Origin of the sequence: Saccharibacillus kuerlensis DSM 22868 (assembly GCF_000378145.1) — a bacterium.
Classification (GTDB): domain Bacteria; phylum Bacillota; class Bacilli; order Paenibacillales; family Paenibacillaceae; genus Saccharibacillus; species Saccharibacillus kuerlensis.
Window position 1 is genome coordinate 79,992 of the sequence record NZ_KB899277.1, and the last position, 24,881, is coordinate 104,872.

Consider the following 24,881-nt stretch of genomic DNA (forward strand, 5'->3'; position numbering starts at 1 on the left):
CTTTGGAATTGCAGCTTTTTGATTTGTACCATTCTTACTTGGGTGTTGAAATTTTCTCAATGATCTTCTCGTAAGAGTCACCGGGTTGGAAAGAATAATTGCCAACCTGCAGCTTAGCTGTCACTCCCGCCTCTGCTGCCTGACGCTGAAAAGCGACAGCATCGTCAACAATTCCCGCACTCTCTAGTGCCTGCGACACAGACTTGAGGTTCATCCCTCGTCCGATCTCGAACGAAACTCGTGAAGTTTCTGCTGCACTTGATGTCTTCGGCTCTACATCCTTTGACGGCGAAGGCTTTGCAGGGGTTTTAGGGGCTTGAGCTGTTTGATCAGAAACTGCTGCACTTGACGTCTTCGGCTGCACATTCTCCGACGTTGCAGGAGCTTTAGGTGCTTCAGCTTCCGGATTGGAAGTTACTGCATTTGACGGCTCTTTCGGCGCAGCAGGCTTGTCGGCTGAAGAAGAGTTTGGAGCTTGCGGAGACTTGGTTTCTTCGGCAGCAGGTTCCGATGCAGTCGGAGTTTTGTCCGTCTCTGGAGCTTCTTCGGCATTTGGCGGATTTGCAGGCTCCGTTTCCGGCTCTGAAGGTGGGGAGGTATCCTGCTGCTGTTCTTCCTCAACTGCCTCATTCTGCTCTTCCGGATTCTCTTCCGACTCATCCGTCGTACCGTCTTCAACAGCACCTGGAGATTCCTCCTGCGTGCTGTTCTGCTGTTCACTAGCGGGTGACTCCACAGTTCCGGGAACTCCTTCCCTGCCACTTTGAGCCAAAAGCATAAGCTGCAGCAGCAGGGCTCCCATAATAATGCCGATACCAAGACCAAGCATAAAAGAGCGATTTTTAAGCACTACGCATCCTCCCTCTTCGCCAAACGCAAAATCAATTGAATTTCGCCACGCTGCATACCTGTAGTCTTGGCGATTGCATCAATCGATTTGCCTTGATCATGCATTTCGAAAAGCTGGGAATAGCGGCTGCGTACGGAATCCTCCGGCTCCACTTCCGGCTCTAGCTGCTCTTGCTCGACAGCGATCTCAATTAACTCGTTTTTTAGCCGCTTCGCTGTCTCTTGAGATGTTCGCACTTCCGGAATTGCCTGTTCGACAGAAGATAGCTGCTCGATACGCACTTCATGTTTGCCGGACGTGCGCTCCATTTCAGAGAGCCGGCTGCGCATTTCGGCCAGCTGTTCCTGCAGTGCAAGCTGTTTGGCACCGGTCTCTTGACGAATTTGCACCAATAGATTGACTAAGTCATCATTTTCTTTTTCCATTTCAACCATATACTGTTCCAAGGTCTGTTCCACTTCGCGTACGACACTGTCGCTGCCGGAAGCCGATTGTTTGCCTGATTTGTTTTTCGGAATCAGAAAGGCGTATAAGACGGCTGCGGCACCGAGTAGAACTACATAAAGCCAGGCATCGTTCATCTCAGTTTCCTTTCTATTGCGTTGACCCAATTGGAACTGAAATGTCGCATTTTATCCGGTCAACGCATTACAATGACAAATCAAGATGTTTTCCTTTGTAAGGATGAGGAGCGGCTGCAAAATGAGAGTTTGACTCCTGATCGGGAGTTTTGCTCTCTTTTCCCTGATGGGAATGATGCTTCTCCTGTTCTTTGCCGTCCTTACGCATATGCGCATCTGATGCTTCTGCAGAAGGAGCACTTCGATGCCGGGCACGTTCGACTTCGATATTCGCCTGCTCTGTGAGCTGAACTTGGTCGATAAGGGGGCGCTGCAGATGCTCCTGCTGCATACGACTCGTTTCGGGAGCCCGATGAACTGCCAACTGAACTTCGATCGCTTTCATAATCGGTTCCCCCTGTGCCTTTTTGATTTACCAGAAAGTTTGCCGACATTAAGCGGACATTTACTGGTTAATCGTCATCACGATGTCTCCCTCGGTATATTGGAAGGATACCCGATGTGCCGTTTCTTTCAAAAACTTTGTATAACGTCCAATGGCGATTTTTGCTCCTCCGTAAATGGCATCTTTCACCATAACTTTGGCCCGCCCCGTATCTTCAAGCACTTGATCGATCTCTATGATCCGTTCCTTTACTTGCAAACGCTCTTGTTCCTGCTGACGTTTTGTCACACTCAATTTTGCCCGCAGTGCCAATTTATCTGCGCCAAGGCTTCCTGCCTGTGCCATCTGTTCCAACAGGCCGAGCGCTTGGGTCGTTTTTTGTATACCGTCGGCAATTTCCCGCAGTCTTTTATGTAGGTCCGCCAATTCGTTACGAAGATTCGGCAGAACGCCTACTTCAATTGCGGTTGCTGTTGCCATTGTGTTGCCGATTGTGCGCGCCGTAACTCCTTCGCCAGCTTGGACATGTCCCCCGACAATCAGTCCTTTTGTACCGCTGCAAACTACGCTTTTCCCTGCTCTAACCTCGGAATGCATAATGCTTTGCGACACCACAACATTTTCGCCAGCCTCAACGTTTCCGTCTTGAATAAAGGAACTCGTTACATTCATTCCAGCTTTAACAATTCCCTTGTGATAACCGATAATTCCGCCTGAAATTTCGATTGATCCATCTGCAAACAGCTCGGCACCCTCAACGCCTCCGCGCACCCGAATATCGCCTGCGGCTTTGACCCGAAAACCGGGAAGCACACTACCGCGAATGACTACAGTTCCGACAAAGTCCACATTACCCGTACTGTAATCTACATCGCCGTGCACCTCATAGACAGTAAAAACATTGATTTTTCCATTGTCTGTGCAGCTGACCATGCCTTCGATCGTCGCATACAGCGATGTATGATTGGCGTCCATGACGACGTTTTTTCCAACTTTAAAACGCGCTTCTTTACCGGGTTTAAATGGAACTTCCTCGCCGGTCACCGACTTGCCGGGCGTACCGTTCTCTGCAGGATAACGTCGTGCCAGAAGCTGCCCTTTGTTCACGTTGCTCAAACGCATCAACTCTTTATAATCGACTACGCCGTTTTCTTTCTCTGCAGGTCTTACTTCTCCGCTTTGTTCAAATAACAACTCGATTCGGCCGTTTCGCCCATCAATCGCCGGTACACCTCGAGCTATCTCAATCTCTTCAAAAAAGTAATGCTCTGGCGAAGCAACAAACTTACTGATCTGCTCGTCCAAAATCCCAAAGCGGACCTCCTGATCGTGCAGAAATCGTCTCAGATCCTCTTCAGTGCACTGAAATTCTTCTTCAGGCTTTATAAAACGCAAATGAGCCGACATTTTAGACGCTTCGAACGAAACGGCAAGGTGCCGATCCAAAGCCAACTCCTCAACCACGGACAATCCCTCTTTTCAACTCTACTTTGCTTTGTTGACAGATCGAAACCTGCTTAAAAGCTCCCTTTAAGCTTAATGGTCCTGCATTAGCAGGCCTTTTTGCTTATCTAACGCTCCTCGCAAACGTAGGATCGCTTTGGAATGCAGCTGCGAAATCCGGGAAGGCGAAAGGGACATTACTTCGGCAATTTCGCTGAGCGACAGATCTTCATAATAAAGGAGCGACACAACAATCCGCTCTTTATCTGTCAGTTTTTCAATGCCCTTAGCCAACGCCTCTTTTAAATAAAACTCATTTACTTTATGGTCCGGATTTTTTGCTTTTTCGTCAACCAAAACAGATATACGGGTCTCCGATTCTTCTTCACGAATTGGATCTTCAAGCGACACCAGAGACATGACCGAGACATCCTGAAGCATTTGATGGAACTCTTTCTCGGATACACCCAAAAATTCGCTCATTTCCTTATCCGAAGCACCGCGCATATTTTCTTGTTCAAGCTTTTGATAGGCTTCTTCAATTTTCTTCGCTTTTTCTCTTACGGAACGAGGCACCCAATCACCCTGCCGCAGCCCGTCTAGAATAGCGCCGCGCACACGCCACGAAGCATACGTTTCAAATTGTAAACCTCTTTTATAATCAAATTTCTCAATCGCGTCGATCAGTCCCATGACTCCATTGCTTGCCAGATCGTCTTTGGAAACATTTTTCGGGAGCCCAACCGCAAGCCGCGAAGAGACGTAATCGACAATGGATAAGTGATTCTCGATCAGTTTCTTCTTAGCCTCGATATCATCATGTTCTTTCCAGCGGATCCATAAATCCAGATGGTTCAACTGACCGGATTTGCGTTCATCCATTGCTATCTCCCTCCTTCATCTTCCGTGAGATGACGTACGGCTTTCGCCAGTTCTTCGGCATCCTTATCTTTCATCGATACTAGTTTCGGCGGTTTGAGCGGCTGAAAATCGTTTTCTTGAACCGTTCGCTCTTCGATATTCCGAGTCTTATCCGCATTCGGTTTCAATAAATCATTCAGCTCGTCGCTCTCATCCGGTGTTACCATATCGAGTCTGGCACCGCGCACCTCATCATCCGAAGCCTTATCCGGCGGCGCAGAATTGCCAACCGGATTATCTTTAGGCAGCGGCTCGAGTGCTCCAAGTACGATGCGAAAAAGAAAGGCTAGAAGAAACCAGACTAACGCTCCGATGCCCCCCCGGATCAAACTGGTCACGGGGAGATTCGTTCGGATCGCAAATAAAAAAGTAATAACAAATCCGATCAAAGCGAATATCAGATTTACTCGTATGGTTCCCTTCATCAGCTACAATTCCTTTACCCCTTTTTGAACACTCCGTATGGTCAAAATTCCTGTGTCCGAACTAATTTCAATGGTTCGACCGTAATTTGCTCCCGTATCTTCGGCAAGCAGGGAAATGCCAAGTTTTTTAAGCATTTCCTTGCATGATTCGACGTTACGAGGGCCGATACGCATTGTATCTCCACTCCCGGCGAATGCAAACATTTGTGCGCCTCCAGCCATCTTGGCGACTAGTCGGCGTTTAGACGCTCCAAGTCCGATCATTTTGTCGACCAAATCTGGCAGTGCGGTATCCGCATACTTAGCAATATTGATTTGGCTTTCACGTGCAATCTCCGATGAAGGAAGCATCACATGAGCCATACCCGCTACTTTGATCTGCGGATCATACAGCGTCAGACCGACGCAGGAACCGAGTCCCGTTGTACGAAGAATTCCGGAATTCCCGACAACGTTGAGATCGGCCATACCGACTTTTACCAGATTCTGTCCTTCAATCATTATCTAACGGAACTCCAAGCGCAGTAAAAATTTTATCAAACGACTCCGGATCCGGAATGAGGAAAAATTGTCCCTCAACCTCATCGTTCCCTTGCACAAAGGTTGTGTCAATCAGCAGTGCAGCGTCTCCCATTTCACCAAACTGAATCATCCCATAACTGAGGATAGCCCCTGCCATGTCCAGTGCAAGCGCCGGAACGGTAGGAGACATCGACAAGTTAGTGAAATCCGCTAATGAAGACAGATAGGAACCTGCCAAGATATTGCCGATTTCTCCAAGTGCCGACTGCTCCATTTCGGTCAGATCCAACCCTTCGGTCGGTTCGAAGCCTCCAAGCCGATGAAGCAGGGACTTTCCTGCTTCCGGTGCCATAATGTAAAACAAATTGCCTGGAGCATCACCTTCGACTCTAAAGAAAACGGTCAGCACAATTTTTTCCGCGCCTCCGACCTTCTCTGCGATATCTTCAAAGGGAAGAAGCTGCACTTTTGGAACACCCATATCGATCGGTTTGTTAAGCAGCTGGGACAGTGCAGTTGCAGCATGTCCCGCTCCAATATTGCCGACTTCTTTCAATACGTCAAGCTTGAATCCTTCGAGTTTCGAAAAGATTTCCATTCCTTAGTCCTCTAACTGCTCGAGGTGTGTCATTTCACCACGACTCAACACTTCTGCCAGATTAAGCATAATCAGCAGACGATCTTCACCAACCTTGGCTACACCATCCAAATACTTGGCTTTGACGCCTCCAACTACTTCCGGCGGGGAATCGATATTATCGCGATCCAGGTCAACAACATCGTTGGCCGCATCGACAATGAAGCCGACTTCCATTTCGCCTACAGCGACAATGATGATCCGGGTCTGATCCGTATATTCCGTTTCTTCCAGGTTAAAGCGTCCTCTCAGGTCGATGACCGGAATGACGACTCCGCGCAGGTTAATTACCCCTTTGATGAATGAGTAGGTCTTAGGTACGCGGGTTATCGGCATCATGCGTTCAATCGTACGCACTTTATCTACGTCGATACCGTACTCTTCATTACCCAATGCAAAGACAATTACCTTAATTTGTTCTGCCATAAAAAATCCCCCTTTATCGAGCCTGACTCCTTGACCGTATTTTAGATTCCGCTTATCACTTTCATCCTTATTTTCTAGAATGGATGACAATTGGGAAGCTGATTTAAACCCGGCCAAGGAACTTGGCTCCGATCATTTAATAAGTGCGTTCGGATCGAGAATCAAAGCGACTTGACCGTCTCCGAGTATTGTAGCACCGGAGATCCCCTGAGCCTGAGGTAAGTATTTCCCCAGGTTTTTGATAACAATTTCATTTTGGCCGATGAAAGAATCGATAGCTAGAGCAGCCAAGCGATCGCCCTTACGAATAACGACGATTTCTGTTTCTTCTTCATCGTCTTCGTTATAGTCCGGAGCGTCGAAGAAGCGGCTTAACGACATAAGCGGGATATGCGCATCGCGATACGGAATGAGTTTGCTTCCATGTACGCTGCGAACCTGCTCTTTGCGAATAATGCCGGTTTCTACGATAGAGGACAGCGGAATCGCATATTTTTCGGAACCCAGACGAATCATCATTGCGGAGATAATGGACAACGTCAATGGCAGTTGGACGGAGAACAGTGTTCCCTCGCCAAGCGTCGACGTTACCATGACGTGACCTCCAAGCGATGAAATCTTGGACTTTACGACATCGAGGCCTACACCGCGTCCCGAAATGTCCGAAATTTTCTCTGCCGTACTGAATCCCGGCGCGAAGAGCAGCTGATAAACCTGCTCATCCGTCATCGAACGCGATTCATCTTCCGTTACAACGCCCTTTTTAATCGCCGATGCCAGAATCTTGTTACGGTCGATTCCTTTGCCGTCATCCTGGATTTCGATAAAGACATGATTGCCGCTGTGGAAAGCCCGCAAGTTTACGGTTCCCGTTTCCGGCTTACCTGCTGCAATCCGTTCAGCAATTGATTCGATGCCGTGATCGACAGAGTTGCGAAGCAGATGGACCAGCGGATCGCCAATCTCGTCAATTACGGTTCGGTCAAGTTCGGTTTCAGCTCCGGTAATGACCAGATCAAGCTTTTTACCCAAGGACTTTGCCAGATCGCGTACCATCCGCGGGAAGCGGTTGAATACGGTATCGATTGCGACCATCCGCAGCTTCATTACGATATTCTGCAGATCACTGCTGACGCGGCCCATATGCTCGACAGATTCGCTTAATTCCTGATTCTTGATTTCCGTTGCCAGCTGTTCCAAACGGACACGATCAATCAGCAGTTCACTAAACAGATTCATCAGCACATCCAAACGCTCAATATCAACACGGATTGTACGGGATGGCGCAGCAACGACCTTTTTGGCAGCCGGCTGCTTGTCCTTGTCGCTTACAAGAGCGGATGTGTTGTCCGCCGAAGCTGCAGCCGGTTCAATCGAAGCAGCTTCAACCTCTACAGGTGCTTTGACTTCCTCCTGCTTCTCCGTCAGCTGTACCAGCGTATCAGAATCGATTGGAGTCAATTTGGCATCTTCAATTTCAGACAGGTTCAAAATCATGGCGTGCAATTCTTCCGGCTCTTTCTCGGTAATGAAATAGAGCGAGAAGCTGCGATCAAATTTCTCTTGCTCAATGTCCTGAACCGTCGGATGGGATTTCACAACTTCCCCGCTTCGTTCCAATAGATCAAAGACCATATAGGCCCGCGCAGCTTTTAGCTGGCAATCCTCCCGAATAGAAACTTCGATATACAGTACCCGATGTCCTGCTGCAAGCGACTGTTCGAGAATCGAGTGCTGAAATTCGTCGAGTTGAACCTGTTCTTTGGACATTACAGCTCCGGCAGCGGCGGGCTTTGTTTCTGAGGAAGCAGCTGATGCGCTCTCCCCGCCCGGCACTTCGCCTCGTACGATTGCTTGCAGAGCTTCCACGATTGAAGTGACGTCCGCTTTACCTTCGCCCCCCTGGGTAATATCCTGAACCATTGCTTCCAGCGCATCAAGGCTCTTAAACAAGGTATCGAAAATGAAGTTTTGCATTTTCAGCTTGTCATTGCGGACGAGATCAAGAACGTTCTCCATCTGGTGAGTCAAGGCCGCAAGGTCTTCAAAGCCCATTGTAGCCGCCATACCTTTCAACGTATGCGCGGAACGGAAAATAACTTGTACAATCCCGATATCCTCAGGACTGCTTTCCAGCTCCATCATTTTTTCATTTAACGATTGTAGATGATCATTCGACTCATCAATAAACATGGATAAATATTGGTTCATGTCCATTGCGAGACACCTCCTCCATTAAAGTGCAGTTAAGTTTTGACGACCTGGTTTAATTTTGTAGCAATTTGCGGCAGCGGAAGCAGGTGCATCACACAGTTTAATTCGGCAGCCGAGCGAGGCATGCCGTAAACCACGCAGGTCTCTTCGCTTTCTGCAATCGTAGTGGAAATTCCCGAGTCGTAAAGTTTTTTCATTTCTTTAGCTCCATCGCTGCCCATTCCGGTCATAATAACCGCATGTCTACGAATATCACCATATCCTTGTATAGAATCGAACATGGCTCCCACTGAAGGTTTGTGACCATTTTGCGGCGGAGCGTCGGACAGCTCGATAGCGAATTGTCCGCTGCCTGAACGTTTGACAAGCAAATGCTGACCGCCAGGCGCAATGTAAGCTGTTCCTTTACGCAGCGGCATACCGTGCTCGGCCTCCACTACATTAAGCGGGCTCAGCGTATTTAGTCTCTGTGCCAGTGAGTGGGTAAACTTTGGCGGCATATGCTGTACAATTACAATCGGCGCTGGAAACGAAGCAGGTATGTTTTCCAACAGCTCTTTCAGCGCTCTCGGCCCTCCAGTTGAACAACCGACAGCAACAATCTGGTCGATTGTGTCTCCTCCGCTTGACGAACGGGATACATTTGGCGGAGGTGAAACCGGACGTTCCGGCGTTTTGCGTTCTGAGACCTGATTTTTTGAAACCTGACTTTTTAAAGATTGAACTGGCGCGACCGTATTTTTTTTAACTGGTGCTGCAGGAGGTTCTGACCGCGGTACCGGCTTTGCCGCCGGGCGAGGGTGAACCTGTCGTTCCTGCTTTTTCTCTTCACGTACGGATTTTTCTTGAACCGGAGGACGCGGCGGCTGAAGAGGCGCAGGCGGCGGAGACACTGCCGCTTTTGGTTTTGGCACAGATGATGCGCTTCGCTGCGCGGCTGCTCCCCCTATGAGCCGATCCGTACGTGTCCGCTCATCCTGTGCGGCAGCCGGTTCAATTTTGGCCCGCAGCATTTCTGTAGAGCGTTCTTCCTTCCGTCGTACTTCAGGTGGAACCACGGTTGTCTCGTCAAGACTTTGCGTTCCAGCAGCTTCTTCAATCAATGCCGCCGAAGGCTGTGCAAGAGCCGGTTTGTCTTTGGTCCAAGTCGAATCGTGAACCGCTGCATGAAGTTGGCGAAGCAGTGTCTCTCCGACTGCCTGGATGTCCTGCGAGCTGGATACAGAAGGTTTACGAATAAAATCGAATGCTCCCGCTTCAAGAGCCATAATTGTCTCGCGCATTCCTTCTTCGTTAATACCCGACAGCATGATTACCGGCAGCGGATAAGCGCGCATAATACGCTTTAACGATTCAAGTCCGTTCATCTCGGGCATTTCTACATCCATTGTTACAATATCTGGTTTGATTTTCGTGATTTTCTCAACGGCTTCCCGCCCATTTGTTGCCGTATCGACAACGGTAAACGATACGTCCCTCTCGATCAGGTCGGACACGATTTTCCGCATAAATGCGGAATCGTCGACCACAAGCACCCGGTATGGCGTCATAACTTCAACTCCTGTCCTGCTCCAGAATCAATTTCACCGTTTTAATAGTCTGCTTACAAAGCCTTTGATCCCCTTCGGTGAATCGGATCGAATCTGCATGGAACGCTGCGTGTATCGGAATGCGAGCTCTTGAATATCTTTTGAAGCCTGGCTGTTAGGAAAGCGGATCGAGAAAGGCGTTTGCTTTTTGACCGCTTGACTGACATGAGAATCGTCACTGATGTGACCGAGAAGAGGAATATCCAAATGCAAAAATTGATCTGCTACAAGTCTAATCTTATCTGCAGTCTGTTGAGCTTCCCGACGATTTGAAGCCCGATTAACAACCAGACGAAAGCGAGCTGTCTCTTCCAAATCGTGAACAACCTTGACCAATGCATAAGCGTCGGTAATTGAAGTCGGCTCCGGTGTGGTGACGACAATAGACTCATCAGAAGCGGTAATAAAGCGGATCGTTTCTTTCGACAACCCAGCTCCGGTATCGAACAGAATATAATCCATATCCTGCGCGACCTCTTCAATCTGATGTGTAAAGTACAGCAGATCTTCTTCAGAAAGCGAAAACAATTCTGTCAGGCCTGAACCTCCTGCAACAAAAGGCAGCGAATTCGGCCCGACTTGGATAATCTCGCTTATACTCTTTTCTCGCTTTAACAGGTGAAACAGGTTATACCGTGAACGGACCCCCATCAAAACGTCGATGTTTGCCATTCCGATATCGGCATCAAAAACAAGCACCTTTTGCCCAAGCTTTTGCAGCTCCAACGCAAAATTCAAGGTAAAGTTCGACTTGCCGACGCCCCCTTTTCCACTAGTTACGGCGACGACATGGGCCGTTTTCCCCGAAGTTCCGGAAGAGTCCTGCTGCCTCGATGGATCGGTGCGAAGAGAAGAAATCAGTTCCCTGAGCGCCGCGGCCTGATCAGTCATAACGTTTGCTCTCCCAGCAGAAGGCTAGCGAGCAGATCTCCGCCAGGAAGCAGCAGATCATCTGGCACGTTTTGCCCATTCGTGATGTAAGAATACTTGAGCGGATAGCGATGCAGAAGACTGAAAATACTTCCAAAGCTGCCCGTTTCATCAGCTTTGGTGAAAATAATTTTGTCGAGTCTATACTGGCTGAAATTATCTGTAATCTCAGCCATATCCCTATATTTGGAAGTTAGACTCAATACCAGATAAGTTTCGCTGCGTTCGACAGGAGCGATTAACGCTTGCAGCTCCGAAACCAGCAGCTCATTTCTGTAGTTCCGCCCGGCCGTATCCATCAGAATCAGATCGCAGTTTTCAAGCTTCTGAAAAGCGCGCTGCAAATCTCCCGGCGATTGTACGACTTCAAGCGGAACATTCAAAATAGAGGCATACGTTCGAAGCTGCTCGATTGCAGAAATCCGATAGGTATCCGAAGTGATAAAGCCTACCTTTCGCTTATGCTTAAACATTTGCTCGGCAGCCATTTTGGCAATCGTCGTTGTTTTCCCTACGCCGGTAGGACCGGCAACATAAACGATCCGAGTTTCTTTTTCAATCCCGCCACCTTCGCGCTCTTTTGCAAAGGTACGAATTTTCTCTTGAAGTTTGTCAGCAGACGATTCGGAAAACGTTAAATCCGGCTCTTCCCTAACCATTTCCAGCCATTCTTCGACAAGCTCTTCTTCTACATTTTGTTCCCGCAAGCGTTCAAGCAGCTTTTCCAAATTTTCCGGCAGCGGAGCCAACTCATCTTTACTTTTAGATAACTTGTCGATCATAAGCCGCATTTGATGCAGCTCTTCGTACAGACGACCCTCCTTATCTTGTACCCGTTCTTCCCGGTGTTCGCGGATGCTGCGCTCTAATTGACGCTGCTGTTCGGAAAGAGGAGATGAAACGGGTTCTTCATAAAATCCCGGCCTTTGTTCCAAAGAACCTTCAGTCGGAATAATCCCGTTAGTCCAATTATCGGTCGATTGGGCCTCAGGTTTTATATATAGGTTCTCAAGACCTGATTCTGATGGCGCAGATTTGACGTTTTTTTCGGTTTTGAGCTCGTTTTTTGTCGATTCTGCTGTAGATTTCGAAGAATTAGCGGCAGCGCTTGCCCGTTGATAAGCTCCTGCTCCGGCACTTCGCGGAATAGCTGCCGGAGGGGGCACCGAATTTGCTTCCGCAGTAGGGCGAGCAGGCTCGGGTTCCTTTTTTGTACTCTCCAGAGCAGCCACAACTTCAAGCTTTTTTTTACCAAATAAACCGAATATCCCGCCTACCTTGATTTCTTTTGTACTTAGAATAACGGCATCCGATCCAAGATCAGTACGAATTTTTTGCATCGCTTCAATCATGGTCTCCACTACGTAACGTTTTACGATCATAAGTTCACCACTCCGACACTTTGAATTTCGACGCTCGGTTCAAGTTCACTGTAGGAGAGCACCGGAATATCCTGCATCGTACGCTCAATAATTTGGCGCATGTACATACGTATTGTCGGTGAGGCAAGCAGTATTGGCTGCTGACCCGACTGAATGGAGCGGTTTACCTGCTCGGTCAACCTCTGATAAACGGTCTGCGTCGATACCGGATCAAGCGCAAGGTAGCTTCCCTGTTCCGTTTGCTGAACGCTTTCCGCAATTTTCTTCTCCAAATTTGGACCGACAGTAATGACACGCATGGTTTCTCCCTGTTGGGTAAACTGCTGAGTAATTTGTCTGGATAGTGCCTGACGCACATATTCGGTTAGAATGTCCGGATCTTTGGTATAAGTTCCGTAATCAGCCAACGTTTCAAAAATGGTGACCATATCGCGGATAGAGATTTTTTCTTTGAGAAGCTTTGCCAACACTTTTTGAACATCGCCAATTGCCAGGGTCGAAGGAATAAGATCATCCACCAGAACCGGATAGTTTTCCTTCAGATTATCAACCAACGCTCTTGTTTCCTGACGGCCAAGCAGTTCATGTGCATGCCGCTTAACCAGCTCGGTCAAATGTGTTGCGACGACAGAAGGCGGATCTACAACCGTATAACCCGACAATTCTGCCCGCTCCTTGGTTGCTTCGTCAATCCAAAGCGCCGGAAGGCCAAATGCAGGTTCCATCGTTTCAATGCCGGTAATACTTTCGTCATCAAAGCCTGGACTCATTGCGAGATAATGATTGAGGAGCAGCTCACCCCGACCCACAATATTACCTTTGATTTTTATAATATATTCATTGGGTCTGAGCTGGATGTTGTCACGGATCCGAATGACAGGAACGACAAGTCCCAATTCCAATGCGCACTGCCGGCGGATCATGATAATTCTGTCCAGCAAGTCGCCGCCCTGCTGCATATCAGCTAACGGAATCAAACCATAGCCAAACTCAAATTCAATAGGATCCACTTGAAGCAGGCTGATGACACTTTCTGGACTGCGTACTTCTTCGATCTGTTGTTCTTCTTCCTGCATTTCTTCTGAAATTTGCTTTTTCTCCAAATTCGTCTGCATGCGGCGCGCCGCAAAGAATAACAGGATCGAAAGCGGCAGCGTCGAGAACCATTCGATTGGCGTCAGGAAACCAAGCAGAGCGATAGCAATAGCCACAATGTACAGCAACTTTGGAAAGGAGAAGAGCTGACCTACCACATCGTCCGCCAGATTGCCTTCCGAAGTTGCTCGAGTTACAATCAGGCCGGATGCCGTAGAAATCAACAGTGCAGGAATTTGACTGACCAGACCATCCCCAATGGTTAAAATGGAGTAGGTCGACAAAGAGTCTGAAAACTCCATTCCGTGAATCGTCATACCGATAATAAAGCCGCCGACCAAGTTAATGATAAGAAGAATAATACTGGCGATTGCATCGCCTTTGACGAATTTACTTGCACCGTCCATTGCGCCGTAGAAGTCCGCTTCGCGCTCGATTTTGGAACGTCTTTCCCGCGCCTGCTGTTCATTAATCAGGCCGGCGTTCAGATCGGCGTCGATGCTCATCTGTTTACCGGGCATCGCGTCGAGCGTAAAGCGCGCCCCTACTTCGGCTACGCGTTCCGAACCTTTTACAATAACGATAAACTGAACGGCAATCAGAATGAGGAAAACGATAAAGCCAATCGCAATTTCGCCGCCCGCAACAAATTCACCGAACGTTCTTACTACCGATCCGGCATCCGCCTGTCCCAAAATCAATTTTGTCGTCGAAATATTTAGCGACAAACGGAACAATGTCGTGATCAGAAGCAGCGCCGGGAAAATTGAAAATTGCAGTGCTTCTTTGGTGCTCATAGCGAGCAGCATGATCAGCATTGCGACCGCAATATTGATGACGATCAGGACGTCAAGCAGCCAGGTAGGAATCGGCAGGATCATCATCATGACGATTCCCAACACTCCGGCAAGAATTACTATGTCCGTTTTCTTCATATCTTTTCTCCTTCCGGGCTCGATTACTTCACTTTACCTTTTAACCTATATACGTAAGCCAACACTTCGGCCACTGCCTGAAATAGATCGGCAGGAACATTATCTCCAATTTCGGCCTGAGCAAACAGTGCACGTGCCAGCGGCTTATTTTCCATAATCATAACGCCATTTTCCTTGGCAACTTCCCTGATACGCAGCGCAACAAAATCTTTGCCTTTCGCTACAACTTCCGGAGCCTGCATTTGGTTTCCATCATATTTGAGCGCTACCGCGTAATGCGTTGGGTTCGTAATAATGACATCAGCGGTTGGTACGTCCTGCATCATCCGCTGCATCGCCATCCTGCGCTGTCGTTCGCGGATTTTGCCTTTGATCAACGGATCGCCTTCCGCTTTTTTATACTCGTCTTTAATGTCCTGCTTGGACATTCGAATTCCTTTTTCAAATTCGTATTTTTGATACATAAAATCGAATACTCCGAGGATCAACAGTGCAGATCCAATCTTAATTCCGAGCAGAATTGTAACCGAAGCCGCAAAATCAAGCGTATCTTCAAGAGACATTGCGTGCATTTTCGAAATGGTGGTAATTTCACCTCGCAAGGTAGTATATACCAGCACTCCAATAATGGTCATTTTAAGCAGCGATTTTAGCATCTCGACAATTGATCGCATGGAGAAAATATTTTTAAAACCTTTAATCGGATCCATCTTGCTGAATCTCATTTTGAGCCCTTCTCCTGTGAACAAGAGACCATACTGCGCAAAACTGGCGATAATGGCGATCAAAACGGCAGCGATAAAGATCGGAGCAAGAAGTTTGAAAATTTCAAGCATATACTGCATCATCATGATCATCACATTGTCAATCGTAATGTCCATATTCATCCTGTTGCTGAACGTATCGGTAAACAGGTGAGTGATGACCGTCCGGAAATTGCTGCCGAAAATCATCAAAATAGCAATTGCCGTAATTAAGACTGCTGCCGCCGGAAGTTCCTGACTTTTCGCAACTTGACCTTTTTTGCGACTTTCTTCCCGTTTTTTCGGCGTCGCTTTTTCTGTCTTTTCTCCGGCAAACATCTGGAGGTCAAGTGTATGCCTAAGCTTCAAGCTTCCTGCCACCTCTCGCTGTCCGTCATGGATCGCCCGCTCCGGGCCTTTCCCCAACCGTGCCCAATAGTTCTTCCATGGATCGGGCCATAAGTGAAAATAAATGATCGAAAATATAAGTCAGACTTGGCATTAACAATAAAAGCAGCGTAAGCCCGACAAGAATTTTAATAGGAATACCGATAACAAATATATTGAACTGCGGAGCCGTTTTCGCCAGGAAGCCTAGACCTACGTCTGTTAAAAATAAAGCTACGACAATAGGAGCGGCCATCTGGAACGCTACCACCATCACCATTCCAAGTACCTTAAGAAAAAACTCGGATACACTGCCATCATAAATTCTGACAAATAATTCGTTATCCAGCGGAACCCAGTTATAACTGTATACAATTGCATCGAGCAGCCTATGATGACCGTTCATCGATAAAAAAATTAACATTGCGATCATATACTTGAATTGACCTGTTAACGGCGTAACCGCTCCTGTCGTCGGATCAAACACGCTTGCCATACCGAAACCCATTTGGATATCAAGTACCGCGCCTGCCAGCTGAATGGCAATCAGAAACATGTAAGCGACAAATCCGAGCAGTAAACCCATCAAAATTTCTCGTACAACCAATAAAATGTAGCCTTCGTCAAATGCCGCTTCTTGATTAGTCCCATAACTGAGGTAAATCAGAATCGCCACTATGGTCCCCAAACCGATTTTGAACCGGTTCGGTACGTTTCGAGAAGAGATTAAAGGTGCTACTACGAAAAAGGACGTTACCCGACAAAAGATAAGTAAAAATACCGGAAAAGCTTGCATCACATTAATCATCATGAACCAGCCTTACCCAATATACAAATGCAGGTTATTTAAAATGTTGTACGTAAAGTCCACCAGCGTATTAAGAATCCACGGACCGAAGATCAAAACCGATAGCATGACGGCTACAATCTTCGGTACGAAGGCGAGCGTCTGCTCTTGGATTTGCGTCGTTGCCTGAAATACACTGACAATCAAGCCAACTAGAAGCCCCAGAGTAAGCATTGGGGCACTGGCTTTCAACACAACGTACACGGCTTCGCCTGCAAGACCGATAATGAAATTTGAATCCATGTCGTTTCCCTCCCGAATTCATCCGATCTTCAGCGCCTCAGCCGGTATCAAAGCTGAGAAGCAGCGACTTGACGACCAGATACCAACCATCCACAAGCACGAACAGCAAAATCTTGAACGGCAGCGAAATGACGGTCGGCGGAAGCATCATCATCCCCATCGCCATAAGCGTACTCGATACGACAATATCGATTACAAGAAAAGGAATATAGATCATAAAACCCATTTGAAAAGCAGTCTTCATCTCGCTTATAGCGTAAGCCGGAACCAGAACTGTCAAAGGAATATCTTCAAAGCTTTCAGGCTGTTCCGCTCCGGTATAGTCCATGAAAAGCAGCAGGTCCTTTTCCCGGGTATGCTTGAACATAAACTCTTTCATTGGCACGGCCGCTTCATCCAAGGCCTCCATCTGTGTCAATTCTCCACGAACATAAGGCTGTAATGCTGTATCGTTAATTGCTGACAACGTAGGAGACATAATAAAAAGCGTTAAAAAAAGTGCCAGTCCCACGAGCACCTGATTCGGCGGCATTTGCTGCGTACCGAGCGACGTTCTGACGAAACTGAGCACAATGACAATACGGGTAAAGCTTGTCATCAGAACCAGCAAAGCCGGCGCAATACTAATGACAGTAATTAATAGCAGAACTGATAACGTACTTGTTGCTGGAGCTCCTTCTGAATCGCCGCCTATCTGAAGATCGATATTTGGGATCGGGTTCTCCGTGCCGGTCGCATGCGCGGACGGCAAAACATGAATAAAAACAAATACAATCAACAGTACAAACGTAATCGTTAACTTTTTTTTCATGGTTCCCTCGATCGGTCAGCAGATTCATCTTTTTTCAACAGATCGTCGACCTTGCGACGGCGATCCGATGCTTCCTTCAGCCGATTTTCAAACAGCTGCTGGAACGAAGACGACTCAAGCTCTTCCGCTTCGGCGGGAGTGCTTGTTCCGCTTCGGAATCTGGATGTAAGTTTCTCCGCCCAGGCGGGCAAAGCAATATTGGGCCCGGCAGTTTCCTGCTCAAGTGCCGCAATAAGCTCCTCCACTTCCTCTGCTCCGGAAATTTTGTCGATTAACGAGATATTCTCGCCGACGCCGATCAAATAAATGCTGCCGCCGATTTCGACAATTTGCAGCGATTTATTTTGGCCGAGGCCGACTCCACCAAGTGTACGGACAGAGCGGCCACCGAACCAGCCCCGGTTTTTTTTGCCCAAGTAGCGGATCAAAAAAACGATAAGGGCAACTATCGCAATCAAGACGAAGATTACCCATACCAGATAGGAATACACGCCGGTATCCGCCGTAAAGTTCGGCCGCTCTTCGTTCAATAAAAACATAGGCAAAGTTCCCGTCTTACGCGCCGAGCGTCTTGTTGATCGCTTCGATAACTCGGTCGGATTGGAACGGTTTTACGATAAAGTCTTTGGCACCTGCTTGGATTGCATCGATAACCATGGCCTGCTGCCCCATTGCCGAACACATAATGACTTTCGCTCCAGCATCAAGTTTTTTAATTTCTTTCAAAGCAGCGATTCCATCCATTTCAGGCATTGTGATGTCCATTGTAATTAGATCTGGTTTAAGTTCTTTGAATTTCTCTACCGCTTGTGAGCCATCTTGTGCCTCGCCCACAACCTCGAATCCATTTTTTGTAAGAATATCTCTGATCATCATGCGCATGAAAGCTGCATCGTCCACAATAAGAATACGGTTTGCCATTGATTAAAAATCCTCCCTGTTGATTGCGTTATTGTAAGTTTTGAATCCGGTCCCACTGGCTGACAATATCTGTGACACGAACACCAAAGTTTTCGTCGATGACAACGACTTCACCTTTGGCGATCAGCTTGTTGTTGACCAGAATATCGACCGGTTCGCCCGCCAGCTTGTCGAGCTCAACGATAGATCCCTGGGACAATTCCAGAATATCTTTAATCTGCTTTCGGGTCCTTCCTAATTCTACGGTGACTTTGAGGGGAATGTCCATCAATAATCCCAAATTATTTTCATCCGCCTGACCGTAACCGCCGTTCTGAAGGTTGCCGAATTGAACCGGCTGGACGTTTACGTTGCGGCCAGGAGCATTCCCGTAATGATTCGGCTGCTGCTGCGGAGGCATTTGCCCGTATCCTGGATAAGGCATACCATACTCTGGTTGGGCTCCTGGTGCCCCATAACCCGGATATGGAGCTTGCGGCGGCTGTCCCGGCATTCCGTAAGGCGGCATGCCGTAAGGTGGCATTCCCTGCCCCTGCTGCGGTGAAGCTGCATAAGGGTCTTGATAAGGAGCCTGCTGAGCCGGCGGCTGCATTTGCGGTTCGGCTGCAGACTGCGAAGGAGCGGAAGCCTGAGGCTGCTGCGGAGCTGGTGTCTCCGGTTCCGCTTCATCTCCTGATCCTCCAAGAAGCATTCCAACCATACTTTTAGCAAAGTCAATAGTAATTAACTGCATGATCGTCGAATCGATCAGATCACCGATCAGAAGCCGGAAAGAAACTTTAACTAACGTTTCTTCAGCCGGAAGGTTACTGACTCCGTCTCCGTTGCTAACGTCCAAAATATCGATAGCCGGCGGTGATATGTTGACAAAGCGGTTGAAAATGGTGGACATGGACGTCGCGGAGGAGCCCATCATTTGGTTCATAGCTTCCTGCACGGCGCTGATATGGATTTCATTCAGCTCTTCATCCTGCGGATCTCCCTCTCCGCCAAGCATAAGATCGGCGATGATTTGGGCATCTCTTTGCTTGATTACAAGAGAATTAATACCCTGGAATCCGTCAACATAATTGACGTGCACCGCAACATGCGGCTTTGGAAATTCGGATTCAAACTTGCTTCTTGTAATAACCGATACTTTTGGTGTCGTAATATCCACTTTTCTGCCTAAGAGAGTAGACAATGCGGTAGCCGCACTCCCAAAAGTGATATTCCCGATCTCACCCAGCGCGTCCTGTTCCAGAGAAGTCAGAAAATCCTCAACGGTCTGTTCGGCACCTGAAGGAACGTCTGCATCGTCAGATCCAGACTGCTGCAGCAATGCGTCAATCTCTTCCTGGGACAAATAATCTTTACTCGTCAAATTCTTCAACTCCTTCGTTGACGATCTCGTCGATTTGCACGGCAACCCGATCTTTAATCATACCCGGGCTTCCGATAAACTTCAGTTTTTCTCCAACTTTAATGGCGAGACCTTCTTCGGTAGCCTTATTTAGCGTAATAACGTCTCCCTGAGACAAACTGAGAAATTCGCGAATCGTCAGTTGGGACTGCCCAAGCTCAGCAATAACTGGAAGCTCAGCGCGGGTTACCCGTTGACGCAAGGCTTCAAGTTCTTCCGGAGCACGCGCTTTTTTCTGCGATACGAACCAATGGTGTACCGACAATTTCGACATAATAGGCTCGATGACTACGTGGGGGATACACAGGTTGATCATCCCGCTTGTATCACCAATTTTTGTACTGAGCGAGATCAGTGCGATGGTCTCATTGGGCGATACAATCTGCATAAACTGTGGATTCGTTTCCAACGCTTCCATCCTTGGCGTTATGTCGTAAACTGTCTTCCAAGCTTCTTGCAAATTTTCCAATGCCCTGCTGAAAATCCGTTCCATAATCATCGTCTCAATCTCGGTGAGCGCTCCCGGTTTAAGTGGAGCCGTCCCGCTGCCTCCCAGCATACGGTCCACCATGGCATAGGCGATATTAGGATGCACTTCAAGCACCATTCGGCCTTCCAGCGGCTCCGCTTCGAAAATGTTCAGAACGGTCATTTTCGGAATGGAGCGGATGAATTCGTCGTAAGGCAGCTGTTCGACCTGCACGACGCTGATTTGAACGAAGGTACGAAGCTGAGCAGAGAAATAAGTAGTTAAATTTCGCGCAAAGTTTTCATGAATTCGGGTCAGGCTTCGAATATGGTCTTTGGAAAAACGTACAGCCCTTTTAAAATCGTAAGAGCGAATTTTACGCTGTGTGTCTTCTTTTTTGAGTTCATCGGCATCCATTTCGCCTGAAGATAGCGCAGCCAATAGAGCGTCAATCTCATTTTGTGATAATACATCAACCAAACCTTTCACCCCCTCCCAATAGACACGGCCGCGCCCTTGGACGCGACCATAAACTTACGCGGAGAACCGCAAAGCTGCGCTGTTCAGATACTTGCCAGGATGAAGTTGGTGATGTTAACATTCACAACTTCGCCTTCCGGCAGCGACTTGTTAATGAGATTTTTAAGCTTTGTGTTTAGCTGCGTTTTGCCTTTCGACGTACCCAGGCTTTCCGGGTCCATGTCGGCCAGTGTCATCAAGACGATCGGTTTGACAGTAATATCCTTAATCGTATCAAATTCCGCTTTTGTTTTCGCGCTGTCAAGCTGGAAAGAGAAATCTACTTGAACGATGTAGGAAGGGTCCGACAAATTCGTTTTGATTCCTGTCATATCCGAACTGACTGCTACGATATCTTTAGCAGACAGCTGTTTTTCCTGCTTTGCTGCTTCTTTTTCAGCAGATGCGGCTGTCGTCTCATCACCTTTTCCCAGTACCAGGAACACGGCTACAACGATCAGCGTAATCGCCAAAAGCATCGTAATAAGCCATGGCAAAAGTTTCTTCATTCTTCTTCCCCCGTATTCTGCACTTTCACCGAAGCGGTATGCAGGCCGATAGCGGCATAATATTCGGTCATCAGCTTGACAACGTCTGCGGCTTTCTCAAGCACGATCATACGTTTGCCGTTAACCAATGTAACGTAAGTGTCAGGCATTTCTTCTACCGTCTCAATCTGCAGCGCATTAAGCCACAATGGAGATCCGTTTAAACGAGTCACTGGAATCATGGTTTCCCTCCCGTAAAGCTGACGGAAAAGCGGATTTGATCAGCTAGCCTTTCCGCCGCTAATTATCCGATTAACGCTTCAGATTAACAACTTCCTGCAGCATTTCATCGGAAGTCGTAATGATTCTGGAGTTTGCTTGGAAACCGCGCTGTGCTGTAATCATCTCAGTGAATTCGCCCGTAAGGTCGACGTTCGACATTTCCAGTTGGCCGGCTACGATGCTGCCCGCCATCGCGTTTGCTTCATCTGCCTCAAGTGTAATCTCAATTTCAGGCCCCATTGCATTTTGCCCTACACGATACAAGTTGCCGCCAGCCTTCTCCAAGCCTTCCGGATTCCGTACTACGACAACTGCCAAACGGTTCTCTGCATCTACTTCTCCTTCAGCGTCTCTAATAGATACTGTACCGTCACTACCGATAGAAAAACTCGATCCTTGCGGGATATTAATAGCTTCACTGTCCGTATTGAGTACGAAGAGTCCATCAGAGTTCACCAAGTTGCCCCCTCCATCTACATGGAAGTCTCCCGCTCTGGTAAGGAAAACGTTACCTGGTTCGGCACCGGATTCAAGAGCCACTGCGAAGAATCCGTCTCCATCGATCCGCAGGTCTGTCGGGTTGTTCGTTGTCATTGCGCTGCCAGCCAGGTGCAATGTATCGATCGATCCGATCGATACACCCAAACCGATCTGCTTGGCATTCGAACCGCCTGATTCGTCTGTAGGAGCTGTAGCACCTGCCGACATCTGACTCAAAATGTCTTTGAACATTACGCGGGAAGACTTGAAGCCGGTCGTGTTTACGTTCGCGATATTGTTACCGATGACGTCCAATTTCGTCTGGAAGCCTTTCATACCCGACACGCCCGAATACATGGATCTCAACATTAAATGATTCCTCCTATGGTTTCGCACACTTTTAATTTTTACCTGCAATATGTTACTTAACTTATTCCATTGTACTTTCTTTCGTCAGAAAAAGTCCTAGCTAAAAGTGCTATTTTGTACCGCTTCATGCGTTCCACGGTACTTCGGCTTCCTATCGGGCCAGCCGGTGAGACTAGGAAACAATGACTGCACTATCAATTTGAGTGAATACATTGTCTTTCATGGAATTGCCGTCAACCGCAGTAACGACTGTACGATTCCGTACATTTACAATCAAAGCCATGTCCTGCATAAGAAGCAGAGATTCTTTGGAACCTTTAGCTGCCGCCTTATCAATCGCGCTTTCAATTTTGCGAAGCTGATCGGGATTGAATTCAATGCCTCGCTGCTCAAGCCGCTTTGAAGCATGCCCGCTGAATTTTAGCAGCTTCTCTTCGAGTACGGACTGAAAATTTTCGCGTCCGGGCGTAGAGACCGCTTGATTCCGCGAAGTTCCCGGCGGAATTTTAGCCGGATATAACTGGCCTACACGAATCGGGTCATTCATTTTACACCTCCTTATCACCGGACTGAGCTGTTCCGGCTGCCTCCTCTGCGGAGTTTTGAGAAGATTGGGCCGTCACATCTTCCTGTCCCGAAGCTGGTTGAGTCTGCTCGTTTGTAGAACTTGAAGAATCTTCTGCTGCAGCCTCCTGAGATGTTGTTGGAGTTTCCGCCGCAGTGCCGGATTCCGCTCCGCCTGCTTCAACCATTGTGATATCGGTAGTCGGCACCAAATAATCGCCTACTGCTGCAAACATTTTACCGTCTTTTTGAAGAACGGAAGCGACATTACCTGTCAAATAGTTGCTCGTTTCTGAATCGTACCATGTAACTTTTTGACCGATAAGCTGTGAAGCTGTGCCCATTGAAGAATTCATTTGCGTCAGCTGAGTGGACATGTTCATCAGCTGCTCCAAGGAGGAAAACTGGGCCATCTGGGCAGTGAATTGAGAATTGTCCATTGGAGCCAGAGGATCCTGGTTTTTAAGCTGTGCGATCAAAATTGTCAGGAATTGTTCCTTGCCCATTGTTGCAGAATCTTTCGAAGTTTTTGCAGCTGCATTTTGTACGTTCTGCGCCGAATAATTAGGCCAAATATTTGATGTCGAAACCGAGCTGTTTGCCAAAAAGATAACCTCCTATCTGAGTTAAGCTTCTGCTATAAATGAGCTTCCGGATTGCGCGGCCGTCTTCTGTCTCAACCACTCGCCAAGTTCTTCGCCAAGCTCGGCTGTCAAACGGGCATCGTCGCTACTTTCTTCTTTCGAACGCGAACGTTTCCCCTGCTGTTGCCCGCTTCCTCCTTGACCGCCATTATGATCCATCTGCGACTGCAGTGAGGAGCTTTGTGTAACTTCCAATCGTTCTACCGTCAATCCCTGCCCTTGAAGCGATCCGCGAAGCTGAACCATTTGCTGTTCCAGCAAATCTTTGGCAGCTGCATGTTCAGTAATGAAGTGAGCGACAAGCTGACCGGCATGCATAGTGATACGAATATCAACCTTGCCGAGATGCTCCGGAGTCATGGTAATCTTGGCTTCCGTAAATCCTTGCTTCTGCAAAATCTGAAGTCGGTCTACGACCAGTTTCTCTACTTCTTTAGCCATCTGATTGACAGGAACAGCTTCGACTGGTTTGGCCGGTGTTAAGCCGTTTGCCCGCAATGCCAATTCTCCTGCCGTAATTGTTCCCTGCGGTTTGATGTCCTGCTGTTGTTCTTGAGACGAATCGCTATCCTGCTGCATACCTGATCCGGACTGTTGGGACTGATTCTTTGCTGCTGCAATAGTCGGTTGGTCTTCAGCTTTAACCAATGTCTTCGCCGCCAATTGTTTTTCATCTTGCACAACTTCCGTTTGGACTACCTGCTGTATTGGCTGTTTGGCAGCTGTTTGGCTTATGTTTTCATCGGCCATTTGAACCGTTTGTTCAAGCGCCGCCAGCGCCTGCTGAGCCTGCACTTTCAATTCAGGGGCAGTCTGTGCGGTTTTCTGCAGTTCCACTAATTGTGCAACTATATCCTGAAGCGCAAATTTTAACGTTGACGGATTGGAAGCCAACATTTCAACTGCATTTGCTGACTGCTGTTGTCCTTCTTGAAGCTGGGGTTCACTCTGCTGTCCATTTAGCAGAACCTGCGCTTGTTGAACCCAATTTTGCAGCATAGACACGAGCTGAGGATTTTCAAGCAGCTGTTCGTCAATCACATCAAGCTGTCCCAGAAGTTCTTCCAATTTAGCTTCCAACTGTTTGACATTGTCGCCTGGAGTTCCATTTTGGACTTCCTCAGAAGACACTCCAGCTGCTGCAATCAACTGCTGAAGCGCCGCCAAAAGAGGATTTGACGGTGTCTCAGCTGTTTCTCCTCCGGAACTGTCAGTTCCTACAGCTCCCATTAATAATTGAAGGGATTGTCCAAATACAGCAGCTGCTCCGCTCGCTGTAGCACCAACAGGAGATTTACTTGTGGCAGCGGGTGCTGCACTTACTGTCATTCCCGGAATCGTCATTCCCACTTTGTTTTTTCACCTCCCTCAATCCAA

28 protein-coding genes are annotated in these 24,881 nt (G+C 47.9%); all 28 read right to left on the bottom strand.

What is annotated here, in order from left to right:
- Positions 1–34: 34 nt before the first annotated feature.
- Positions 35–850 (bottom strand): endolytic transglycosylase MltG, encoded by an 816-nt coding sequence (locus tag F456_RS0100345; protein ID WP_018975003.1) that lies wholly within the window; start codon positions 848–850, stop codon positions 35–37.
- Complete coding sequence (locus F456_RS0100350) at positions 850–1,431, bottom strand: hypothetical protein (RefSeq protein ID WP_018975004.1); 582 nt, start codon at positions 1,429–1,431, stop codon at positions 850–852. Before F456_RS0100350 ends, F456_RS0100345 begins: the two co-directional genes overlap by 1 nt.
- 67 nt (positions 1,432–1,498) lie before the next feature.
- The gene (locus F456_RS0100355; protein ID WP_018975005.1) at positions 1,499–1,816 is read right to left on the bottom strand and encodes a hypothetical protein; all 318 of its coding nucleotides are present in this window, start codon (positions 1,814–1,816) and stop codon (positions 1,499–1,501) included.
- Between the two features lie 60 nt (positions 1,817–1,876).
- Positions 1,877–3,280, bottom strand: a complete 1,404-nt coding sequence (locus F456_RS0100360; protein ID WP_018975006.1) for a FapA family protein — start codon at positions 3,278–3,280, stop codon at positions 1,877–1,879.
- A gap of 72 nt (positions 3,281–3,352) precedes the next feature.
- The gene (locus tag F456_RS0100365; RefSeq protein WP_018975007.1) at positions 3,353–4,141 is read right to left on the bottom strand and encodes a FliA/WhiG family RNA polymerase sigma factor; all 789 of its coding nucleotides are present in this window, start codon (positions 4,139–4,141) and stop codon (positions 3,353–3,355) included.
- A gap of 2 nt (positions 4,142–4,143) precedes the next feature.
- Positions 4,144–4,605 (bottom strand): hypothetical protein, encoded by a 462-nt coding sequence (locus F456_RS0100370; protein WP_018975008.1) that lies wholly within the window; start codon positions 4,603–4,605, stop codon positions 4,144–4,146.
- A gap of 3 nt (positions 4,606–4,608) precedes the next feature.
- Positions 4,609–5,106, bottom strand: a complete 498-nt coding sequence (locus F456_RS0100375) for a chemotaxis protein CheD (RefSeq protein ID WP_018975009.1) — start codon at positions 5,104–5,106, stop codon at positions 4,609–4,611.
- A complete protein-coding gene (locus F456_RS0100380; protein WP_018975010.1) occupies positions 5,099–5,725 on the bottom strand; it encodes a chemotaxis protein CheC in 627 nt (208 codons plus the stop codon). The genes F456_RS0100375 and F456_RS0100380 overlap by 8 nt, the downstream gene beginning before the upstream one ends.
- Positions 5,726–5,728: 3 nt before the next feature.
- Positions 5,729–6,190, bottom strand: a complete 462-nt coding sequence (locus tag F456_RS0100385; protein WP_018975011.1) for a chemotaxis protein CheW — start codon at positions 6,188–6,190, stop codon at positions 5,729–5,731.
- A 132-nt stretch (positions 6,191–6,322) separates the two neighbouring features.
- Positions 6,323–8,407, bottom strand: coding sequence for a chemotaxis protein CheA (locus tag F456_RS0100390; RefSeq protein ID WP_018975012.1), 2,085 nt, complete (start codon positions 8,405–8,407; stop codon positions 6,323–6,325).
- Positions 8,408–8,436: 29 nt separating this feature from the next.
- Positions 8,437–9,954 (bottom strand): protein-glutamate methylesterase/protein-glutamine glutaminase, encoded by a 1,518-nt coding sequence (locus F456_RS0100395; protein ID WP_018975013.1) that lies wholly within the window; start codon positions 9,952–9,954, stop codon positions 8,437–8,439.
- Between the two features lie 33 nt (positions 9,955–9,987).
- Positions 9,988–10,884 carry a MinD/ParA family protein gene (locus F456_RS0100400; protein WP_018975014.1) on the bottom strand — a complete coding sequence of 299 codons (897 nt, stop codon included), beginning with the start codon at positions 10,882–10,884 and terminating at the stop codon, positions 9,988–9,990.
- Entirely contained in the window at positions 10,881–12,305 is a 1,425-nt protein-coding gene (gene flhF / locus F456_RS0100405; RefSeq protein ID WP_018975015.1) for a flagellar biosynthesis GTPase FlhF, read from the bottom strand. The genes F456_RS0100400 and flhF overlap by 4 nt, the downstream gene beginning before the upstream one ends.
- Positions 12,302–14,335, bottom strand: a complete 2,034-nt coding sequence (flhA, locus tag F456_RS0100410) for a flagellar biosynthesis protein FlhA (protein ID WP_018975016.1) — start codon at positions 14,333–14,335, stop codon at positions 12,302–12,304. The genes flhF and flhA overlap by 4 nt, the downstream gene beginning before the upstream one ends.
- 23 nt (positions 14,336–14,358) lie before the next feature.
- Positions 14,359–15,417 (bottom strand): flagellar biosynthesis protein FlhB, encoded by a 1,059-nt coding sequence (flhB, locus tag F456_RS0100415; protein ID WP_018975017.1) that lies wholly within the window; start codon positions 15,415–15,417, stop codon positions 14,359–14,361.
- A 55-nt stretch (positions 15,418–15,472) separates the two neighbouring features.
- Positions 15,473–16,273 carry a flagellar biosynthetic protein FliR gene (gene fliR, locus F456_RS0100420; protein ID WP_026293558.1) on the bottom strand — a complete coding sequence of 267 codons (801 nt, stop codon included), beginning with the start codon at positions 16,271–16,273 and terminating at the stop codon, positions 15,473–15,475.
- 12 nt (positions 16,274–16,285) lie between these two features.
- Positions 16,286–16,555, bottom strand: a complete 270-nt coding sequence (fliQ, locus tag F456_RS0100425) for a flagellar biosynthesis protein FliQ (protein WP_018975019.1) — start codon at positions 16,553–16,555, stop codon at positions 16,286–16,288.
- A gap of 37 nt (positions 16,556–16,592) precedes the next feature.
- A complete protein-coding gene (fliP, locus tag F456_RS0100430) occupies positions 16,593–17,366 on the bottom strand; it encodes a flagellar type III secretion system pore protein FliP (RefSeq protein WP_018975020.1) in 774 nt (257 codons plus the stop codon).
- Complete coding sequence (locus F456_RS0100435) at positions 17,363–17,905, bottom strand: flagellar biosynthetic protein FliO (RefSeq protein ID WP_018975021.1); 543 nt, start codon at positions 17,903–17,905, stop codon at positions 17,363–17,365. Before F456_RS0100435 ends, fliP begins: the two co-directional genes overlap by 4 nt.
- 16 nt (positions 17,906–17,921) lie before the next feature.
- Positions 17,922–18,287 (bottom strand): response regulator, encoded by a 366-nt coding sequence (locus F456_RS0100440; protein WP_018975022.1) that lies wholly within the window; start codon positions 18,285–18,287, stop codon positions 17,922–17,924.
- Positions 18,288–18,315: 28 nt separating this feature from the next.
- A complete protein-coding gene (fliY, locus tag F456_RS0100445; protein WP_018975023.1) occupies positions 18,316–19,650 on the bottom strand; it encodes a flagellar motor switch phosphatase FliY in 1,335 nt (444 codons plus the stop codon).
- Positions 19,640–20,638 carry a flagellar motor switch protein FliM gene (fliM, locus tag F456_RS0100450; RefSeq protein ID WP_018975024.1) on the bottom strand — a complete coding sequence of 333 codons (999 nt, stop codon included), beginning with the start codon at positions 20,636–20,638 and terminating at the stop codon, positions 19,640–19,642. Before fliM ends, fliY begins: the two co-directional genes overlap by 11 nt.
- A gap of 83 nt (positions 20,639–20,721) precedes the next feature.
- On the bottom strand, positions 20,722–21,186 hold the full coding sequence (locus tag F456_RS0100455; protein WP_018975025.1) for a flagellar basal body-associated FliL family protein: 465 nt from the start codon (positions 21,184–21,186) through the stop codon (positions 20,722–20,724).
- Positions 21,183–21,407: a flagellar FlbD family protein gene (locus F456_RS0100460; RefSeq protein WP_018975026.1), complete on the bottom strand. Its 225-nt coding sequence runs from the start codon at positions 21,405–21,407 to the stop codon at positions 21,183–21,185. Before F456_RS0100460 ends, F456_RS0100455 begins: the two co-directional genes overlap by 4 nt.
- Before the next feature lie 70 nt (positions 21,408–21,477).
- Positions 21,478–22,296: a flagellar basal body rod protein FlgG gene (flgG, locus tag F456_RS0100465; RefSeq protein WP_018975027.1), complete on the bottom strand. Its 819-nt coding sequence runs from the start codon at positions 22,294–22,296 to the stop codon at positions 21,478–21,480.
- A 172-nt stretch (positions 22,297–22,468) separates the two neighbouring features.
- Complete coding sequence (locus F456_RS0100470) at positions 22,469–22,843, bottom strand: TIGR02530 family flagellar biosynthesis protein (RefSeq protein WP_018975028.1); 375 nt, start codon at positions 22,841–22,843, stop codon at positions 22,469–22,471.
- Position 22,844: 1 nt separating this feature from the next.
- On the bottom strand, positions 22,845–23,465 hold the full coding sequence (locus F456_RS21485; protein ID WP_018975029.1) for a flagellar hook capping FlgD N-terminal domain-containing protein: 621 nt from the start codon (positions 23,463–23,465) through the stop codon (positions 22,845–22,847).
- A 21-nt stretch (positions 23,466–23,486) separates the two neighbouring features.
- On the bottom strand, positions 23,487–24,848 hold the full coding sequence (locus tag F456_RS0100480) for a flagellar hook-length control protein FliK (protein ID WP_229675597.1): 1,362 nt from the start codon (positions 24,846–24,848) through the stop codon (positions 23,487–23,489).
- Positions 24,849–24,881 lie beyond the last annotated feature (33 nt).